The sequence below is a fragment of the Kitasatospora sp. MY 5-36 genome (genome assembly GCF_001182915.1).
Lineage (GTDB): Bacteria > Actinomycetota > Actinomycetes > Streptomycetales > Streptomycetaceae > Kitasatospora.
Window position 1 is genome coordinate 1 of record NZ_LFVW01000607.1, and the last position, 6923, is coordinate 6923.

The 6923-nt window shown below is 74.8% G+C and carries 8 protein-coding genes; 4 read left to right on the plus strand and 4 right to left on the minus strand.

Annotated features, from left to right (window positions below; genetic code table 11):
- The first annotated feature begins 177 nt into the window (after positions 1-177).
- Positions 178-1449: a DUF5685 family protein gene (locus AE652_RS31420; protein ID WP_049657708.1), complete on the plus strand. Its 1272-nt coding sequence runs from the start codon at positions 178-180 to the stop codon at positions 1447-1449.
- A gap of 236 nt (positions 1450-1685) precedes the next feature.
- Here the strand turns inward: AE652_RS31420 and AE652_RS46755 are convergent, their stop codons facing one another.
- Both AE652_RS46755 and AE652_RS31430 read right to left on the minus strand, forming a co-directional pair.
- Complete coding sequence (locus tag AE652_RS46755; RefSeq protein ID WP_158077759.1) at positions 1686-1829, minus strand: hypothetical protein; 144 nt, start codon at positions 1827-1829, stop codon at positions 1686-1688.
- Positions 1830-2038: 209 nt separating this feature from the next.
- Positions 2039-2602 carry a TetR/AcrR family transcriptional regulator gene (locus tag AE652_RS31430; protein WP_049657711.1) on the minus strand — a complete coding sequence of 188 codons (564 nt, stop codon included), beginning with the start codon at positions 2600-2602 and terminating at the stop codon, positions 2039-2041.
- Positions 2603-2702: 100 nt separating this feature from the next.
- Here AE652_RS31430 and AE652_RS31435 point away from each other — a divergent pair, with 100 nt between their 5' ends.
- Together AE652_RS31435 and AE652_RS31440 are read left to right on the plus strand one after the other, a co-directional pair.
- Positions 2703-3185: a nuclear transport factor 2 family protein gene (locus AE652_RS31435; protein ID WP_049657712.1), complete on the plus strand. Its 483-nt coding sequence runs from the start codon at positions 2703-2705 to the stop codon at positions 3183-3185.
- 397 nt (positions 3186-3582) lie between these two features.
- Positions 3583-4650, plus strand: a complete 1068-nt coding sequence (locus AE652_RS31440) for a serine protease (protein WP_049657716.1) — start codon at positions 3583-3585, stop codon at positions 4648-4650.
- Positions 4651-4759: 109 nt separating this feature from the next.
- Here the strand turns inward: AE652_RS31440 and AE652_RS31445 are convergent, their stop codons facing one another.
- Positions 4760-5323, minus strand: a complete 564-nt coding sequence (locus tag AE652_RS31445; protein WP_049657718.1) for a hypothetical protein — start codon at positions 5321-5323, stop codon at positions 4760-4762.
- An 85-nt stretch (positions 5324-5408) separates the two neighbouring features.
- A complete protein-coding gene (locus AE652_RS31450) occupies positions 5409-5972 on the minus strand; it encodes a MarR family winged helix-turn-helix transcriptional regulator (protein WP_079272614.1) in 564 nt (187 codons plus the stop codon).
- A gap of 85 nt (positions 5973-6057) precedes the next feature.
- On the opposite strand from AE652_RS31450, the gene AE652_RS31455 reads away from it, so the two are divergent.
- Positions 6058-6923: MFS transporter (locus AE652_RS31455; protein WP_049657722.1), on the plus strand; the 866-nt coding region annotated here is incomplete at its 3' end.

Genomic DNA, 6923 nt, shown 5'->3' on the forward strand with positions numbered 1-6923 from the left:
CGGGGCGTGGCGTGCGCGCGGACGCCGGGCGGGGTGCGTGCCCGGCCGTCGGGCGGGGTGCGCGCCCGGCCGTCGGGCGGCGGCTTGACGGGACCTCGGCTTCCAGGAGGGGCGCTGATCATATGATGTGCGGCGAATCGTGGCCGGTCTGCGGCCCGTAAGGCGAGGGGGACCAGCGTGTTCGGCATCATCAGACCGTGTAGGCATCGATTGTCCGAGCGCCTGCAGACCTCCTGGATGGCCCACCTGTGCGGGCTCTGCCTCGCGCTGCGGGACGACCACGGACAGCTCGCCCGGACGGCGACCAACTACGACGGTCTGATCATCTCCGTCCTGGTCGAGGCCCAGGCCGCCCGGGAGGACTCCTCCTGGCGCCGCACCGCCGGACCGTGCCCGCTGCGCGGCATGCGCACCGCCTCCGTCGCCAAGGGCGAGGGCGCCCGGCTCGCCGCCGCCGTCTCGCTGGCGCTCGCCTCGGTCAAGATCCGCGACCACGTCGAGGACCGCGACGGCGTCTTCGCCCGCCGCCCGGTCGCCGCCGGAGCCCGTGCCGTCACCCGGCGCTGGGACCGGCAGAGCGCGGGCAGCGCCTCGGCCGTCGGCTTCGACACCGCCGTACTGCTCGACGCCGCCTCCCGGCAGGGCGAGTTGGAGCGCTCGCTGCGCCCCGGCGGCTCCGTCCTGCTGGTCACCGAGCCCACCGAGACCGCCACCTCGGCCGCCTTCGCGCACACCGCCGTGATCGCCGGGCGCCCCGGCAACGCCGCCCCGCTCGCCGAGGCCGGGCGGCTGTTCGGCCAGCTCGCCCACCTCCTCGACGCCGCCGAGGACCAGGCCGCCGACGCGGCCTCGGGCGCCTGGAACCCGCTGACCGCCACCGGCACCGACCGCGCCGAGGCCGAACGGCTCTGCCGTGACGCCGTCCACGGCATCCGGCTCGCGCTGCGCGAGGTCGACCTGACCGACCGCACCCTCGTACACGTCCTGCTCGGACACGAGACCGACCGCGCGGTGGAGCGGGTCTTCGGGCGCGCCCGGCACACGGCGAGCTGCCGCCGCCCGGACACCGCGGGCGCAGCCACGGGCACCACCACGGGCGAGCACCCGCACCAGGCGCCGCCGCAGCAGACACCGCCGGGCCAGGCGCCGATCCCGCCGTGGGTGCCGCAGGGCCCGGGCTTCACCCCGCCCGGCCAGAAGCCGCCGAACCCCCGCAACCTGCTCGCCGGGTGCGCGATGTGGGCCCTGATGGCCTGCACCTGCCAGCTGCTCTGCTGCGATCACGAGGACCCGTTCAGCCGCGAGCGCCGCGAGGGCTTCTGCCAGCGCCACGACTGCTGCGACTGCGGCGACCCCGGCTGCGGCGACTGCTGCAACTGCTGTGACGGGGACTGCTGCGACGGGTGCGACTGCTGCGACGGCTGCTGCTGCGACTGCGGCTGCAGCTGACCGGTCAGCCCGCCGGCTCCGCGCCGGCCCTCCCGTCCTGACCGGACCGGCCGGCCTGACCGTCCTGAGCGGACCGACCGGACCGACCGGCCGCCACCGGCCCGGGGTGCCCCCGCAGCACCCCGGGCCGGTCCGCGTTCCGGTCCTGCCCGGCCTCGCCCCGCCGCCAGAGCGGCAGGACCTCGACCGGCGGGACCACCGCCGGCAGCACCGCCACCGGGCCCGGCTCGGCGCACTCAGGCATCGCGCCGCGCCGTCTTCCGGTCCACCGCCAGCGAGTCCTCCAGCCGCGCCAGCAGCTGCCGGAACCGCTCGGTGTCCTGCTCCGTCATCCGCCCCTCGGGCAACGCCCCCGGCCGCTCGGCCGTTCTCTCGTCCATGCACCCGAGGCTAGGCGGTGTCGATCAATGGGCGATAAACGCGCGTTCGAGCGAAAAGCACTCGCCCGGTGCGGTTCGGCCCGGAACGCTCGCATCCGACGACACCCCACCAGCACCACCCGGTACCACCCGGTGCCACAACTCACCTGCTCCACAGCCCTGGTGACGGCCGCGGGCCGGACGGTCGGCATCCGCGCCGGGGCCGCCGGCTATCGGGCCGGTGCCGCGTCCAGCAGCAGCCGGGCGGCCTCCCTGGCGTCGGCGGCGGCCGTCGGATCCCCGTGGACGGCCGCGCTGGTGATCGCCCCCTCGGCCAGCAGGGTCAGGTGGACGGCGGTGGCGGGCGGGGCTCCGGCCGCCTCGACCAGGCCCGCGAGGTAGCCGCCGAACTCCTCCTTGTGGTGCCGGGCGGCGGCCACCACCGCGGGGCTGACGGCACCGAGTTCGCCGAGCGAGTTGACGAAGGCGCAGCCCCGGAAGCCGGGTTCGGCGAACCACCGGCCGAGCCAGTCGAAGACCGCGAGCAGCTGCTCCCTCGGGGAGCCTCCGGTGCGTGAGACGTACACGGCGAGGTTCGCCCGCCAGCGGCCGTCGCGGCGCAGCAGGTAGGCCTCGACGAGCTCGCCCTTGGACGGGAAGTGCTGGTACAGGCGGCGCATGGTCACGCCGGAGGCGGCCCGGACGGCGTCCATGCCGACCGACTGGACGCCCTGCCCGTAGAACAGCTCCTCGGCCGCGTCGAGGATCCGGGTCCGTGGGTCTTCCTGCTCCATCTGCCGTGCCCTTTGCGTGAGAACGATGGTTCTCCTACTGTAGCCACAACAGCGAGAACGATCGTTCTCATCGACGGAACGCCCATTCCGAGGAGCATCCATGCCCGAGACCGGCACCGAGCAGCGTCCGCCCCTGCCCCCGTTCACCGAGGAGACCGCCCACCGGAAGGTCCGGGCCGCCGAGGACGCCTGGAACACCCGCGACCCCCGACGGGTCGCCCTCGCCTACACGCCGGACAGCCGCTGGCGCAACCGCTCCGAGTTCCTCACCGGCCGCGACCGGATCGCCGACTTCCTCACCCGCAAGTGGCAGCGCGAGCTGGACTACCGCCTGATCAAGGAGCTCTGGGCGTACGGCGGGGACCGCATCGCGGTCCGCTTCGCCTACGAATGGCACGACGGCGACGGCCACTGGTACCGCTCCTACGGCAACGAGAACTGGGAGTTCGACCGGAACGGCCTGATGGCCGAGCGGCATGCCTCGATCAACGACCTGCCGATCACCGCTGCGGAGCGGCTGTTCCACTGGCCGCTCGGCCGCCGCCCCGACGACCACCCAGGCCTCACCGACCTCGGCCTCTGAACCGGCACCCCGCGCGGGCCACGGCGCGCGCCCGTCCTGTTCCACGGCTGTGACACGGCCCGCATCCGCTGCTGACCCCGCCCTGCGAAGCTCCTCGTCGAGGTCGAAGTCGACTTCGGCACCGTCGTCCGCGACCTGGCCCGGTCCCCCGACGGCAGGACCATCGCGGTCCGCACCCCGGACGGCGTCAGCGCCCTGCCCGCCGACGGCTCGGCCGCGCCGACCCAGGTGTCCACCGTCAAGGGCCTGCCCTCCTACCGGCCCTGATGCTGGCTCAGGCCGAGCGGCGGCCACCGGTACAGGACCGGGGCGCCGTTACCGGAACCTGATCGTTTCGACGGCCGGCCGAAACCCGATCCACACGGGAGCCTGACATCCCGTGCCTACGGTGCCGTGCATGCCGAAGACACCCGGAACACCGACCACCGACCGCGCCATGCCCCGCAGGCTCGCCGCCGTGGGCGCCCTCCTGCTGAGTGCGACCACGGCGGCGGTGCTGCTGCCGAACACGGCCCTCGCCGCGGAGCGGGAGACCGTCACCACGCACGCCGGCGCCACGACCGCGCAGGAGCGCGGCCGGATCGACGCCTACTGGACGCCCGACCGGATGAAGCTGGCGGGCGCCCTGGTCCCCGAGATCACGCCCCTGCCCAAGGACGACAACACGCCGGACGACCCGCGGCCGCTGCCCGCGGACACCCCGGACCCCGGGGCCGTGTGGACCCACGGCGGAGCGGTGGACCGGAGCGTCGGCCGGCTCTTCTTCACCTTCTCCGACGGCTACGACGGCAGTTGCACCGCGACCGTCGTCAACAGCGCCAACCGCAGCACGCTGCTCACGGCGGCGCACTGCCTGCGGGGCGTCGGGGCCCCCGCGACCGCCGACACCTGGAACCACAACCTCTACTTCGTGCCCGGCTACCGCAACGGGACCAAGCCGCTCGGCGGCTTCAGCATCAGGACCATGGCAACCTCCTCCCGCTGGGACGCCGATCGTGGCGGGACGACCTCGAACGACGTCGCCGTGGCCGGCTACGACACCGGGGTCCTGGTGGCGAACCCCTCGGCCGGGGGGCGGCGGATCGCCGACGTCACCGGTGCCCAGCGGATCGCCTTCACCCCGCCCACCGAGGGCGAGTTCGTCCACACCTTCGGCTATCCCAAGGACCGGCTGAACAACCCCGCCGCCACGTACTCCGGTTCACGCATGATCCACTGCGCCGGACCGGCCCGCCCCGGCCCCCAGGCCCCGGTCCTGTGGGGCGAGTCCTGCGACATGTCCCATGGGGCCAGCGGCGGCCCCCACTTCGCCCGGTTCGACCCGGCCACCGGGACCGGCACCCTCGTCGGCGTCACCACCACCTCCGAGGAACTCGCGGGCGGCCCGGCCAACACGCTGTACGCCACCCGCCTCGGGGACAGCGCCCACCGGCTCTACGACTGGGCGCAGAGCCGGGCGCTCTGACCCTCCGGCCCACGCCCCGGCCCGGCCGGCACCTCCCGCCGACCGGGCCACCGGGCCGCGAGGGCCACGAGCGCCACGAGGGCCACGAAAGCCGGGAGGGCCACCAGTACTACGAGGGCTTCGCCAGCTCGGCGCACAGCTCGGCCAGGTGCTCGTCCGCCGACTCGTGCGGCAGGAACTCGACCACGTCGAGGAAGCGGAACAGCACCTGAGCCCCGGTGACGGCGTACTCGTAGTCGCCGAACCCGACCACCGCGCCCGTGCCACCGCGCACCGCACCCCGGACGGCGGCCGAATCCCCCGAACCCGCCGTGCCCGCCGCGCCCGCCCGCCGCCGGGCGTTGGGGCGGGCCAGGTACGGGCAGACCATGGCGGCGTACAGCATGCAGGCCCGGTGGCCGGGGCCCTCCATGGTGGGCGCGAGGTTGCGGTACGGCTGCCCGGCCGCGAGCGCCCCCGCGATCGCGGGGCTTTCGGCGGCGCCGACCACCCGCCAGACCGGTCCGCGCTCCATGAACCGCCCGCACACCGAGCACGTGCGCTCCAGCGCGCACGCGGCGCTGCGCCCGTAGTCGGTCAGCGCGAACTGCGGCAGGCCGCCCTGCCAGGGCGTGATCGCCGGTACGGGGTAGCCCCGCCCGTCCCGGGGCCGCGCCCCCACACCGTCCGGCACCGGCACTCGTTCGAATCGCCCGCCCCCATCGATACCAGGGGCGGGCGCCACGGGTCGACCCCGGTACGGGAGCGCTGGCGGACGTCTAGCCTTCCGGCGTCGTCTCCTGAGCGAGCATCACCTTCCGCAGCAGGTCCGCCAGTGTGCGCCGCTCCTCCTCGGACAGCACCCCCAGCAGCCGCTGCTCCTCCCGGCCCACCACGTCCAGGGCCTTGCGCCAGGCGGCGCGCCCGGCCTCGGTCAGGACGATGTCGACCTTCCGGCGGTCCTCCGTGGACGGCGTGCGCAGGACGAAGCCGCGCCGCTCCAGGGTCTCCAGCCGGCCGGTGACCGAGGCCGGGGCGAGGTTGAGGTCGGCCCGCAGGTCGGAGGGGGCGGCGTGGCCGCCGCGGCCGGCGAGCACGTGCAGGGTGTCGAACTCGTGCTTGTGCAGGCCGTAGTCGGCGACGCCCTGTTCGCGGACCCGGCCGAGGTGGCGGGTGAGCCGCCACATCCGGGTGACGGAGGCCTCGATGACCGGGTCGAGGTCGGGCAGCACCGGTTGCCAGCGGTCGACGTGACCGTCCGTCCAGTCGCGGGGCTCCGTCCGGTCGTGGGGCCCCGTCCGGCCGCGGGGCGGAGTGTGCTGTTCGGAAGGGTGCTCGGCCATGGGAAGGAGTCTACAAACCGCCACAGAAACGACGGCGTCGAAATATTCGTTGCCGAAATTTTGACACCGAAATACAGTGCGGCGCGTGACAGCACACCCCTTGAGCCTGAGCGGCTTCCGCCTGCTCTTCATCGGCCGGACGGTCTCCACGCTCGGCGACGCCGTCGTCCCGGCCGCGCTCGCCATCGCCATCACCCGCGCCACCGGCTCGGCCGCCGCGCTCGCCCTGGTCCTGGGCTGCGCGATGGTGCCGAAGCTGCTCCTCCTACCGGTCGGCGGAGTGGTCGGGGACCGCTTCGATCCCCGGCTGGTCGCCCTCGGCACCGACCTCGTCCGGGCCCTCGCCCAGCTGCTCGTCGGCCTGGAACTGCTCGACGGACACCCCCGTCTGCCGCACGTCGCGGCCGCCTCGGCCGTCGGCGGCATCGCCTCCGCCTTCGCCATGCCCACCGCCTCGCCGCTGGTCGCGGCCACCGTCCGGGGCGAGCTGCGGCTGCGGGCCAACGCCCTGCTCGGCACCGCGACCGGCGCCGCCCGGCTCGGCGGCCCGGCGCTCGCCGGACTGCTGGTGTACACCGCCGGACCGGGCTGGGCGTTCGTCCTGGACGGCGCCTCCTTCGTCCTGAGCGCCGCCCTGCTCGCCCGGCTCCGCGTCGACCGCGCGACCGGCGACCCCGCACCCGACGACACCGCACCCGACGACACCGTGCCCGACGCCCCGCGCTCGCTGCGCCGGGACCTCGCCGAGGGCTGGAGCGAGGTGCGCTCCCGGGACTGGTACTGGACCAGCCTGATCGCCCACGGGGTGTGGAACGGCGCGAGCGCCGTGCTGCTCACCCTCGGCCCGCTGATCGCCGCCACCCGGCTCGGCGGGGACGGCGCCTGGGTGGCGCTGACCCAGGCGGGCGCGGTGGGCCTGCTGGTCGGCTCGCTGGTCGCCGGCCGGCTGCG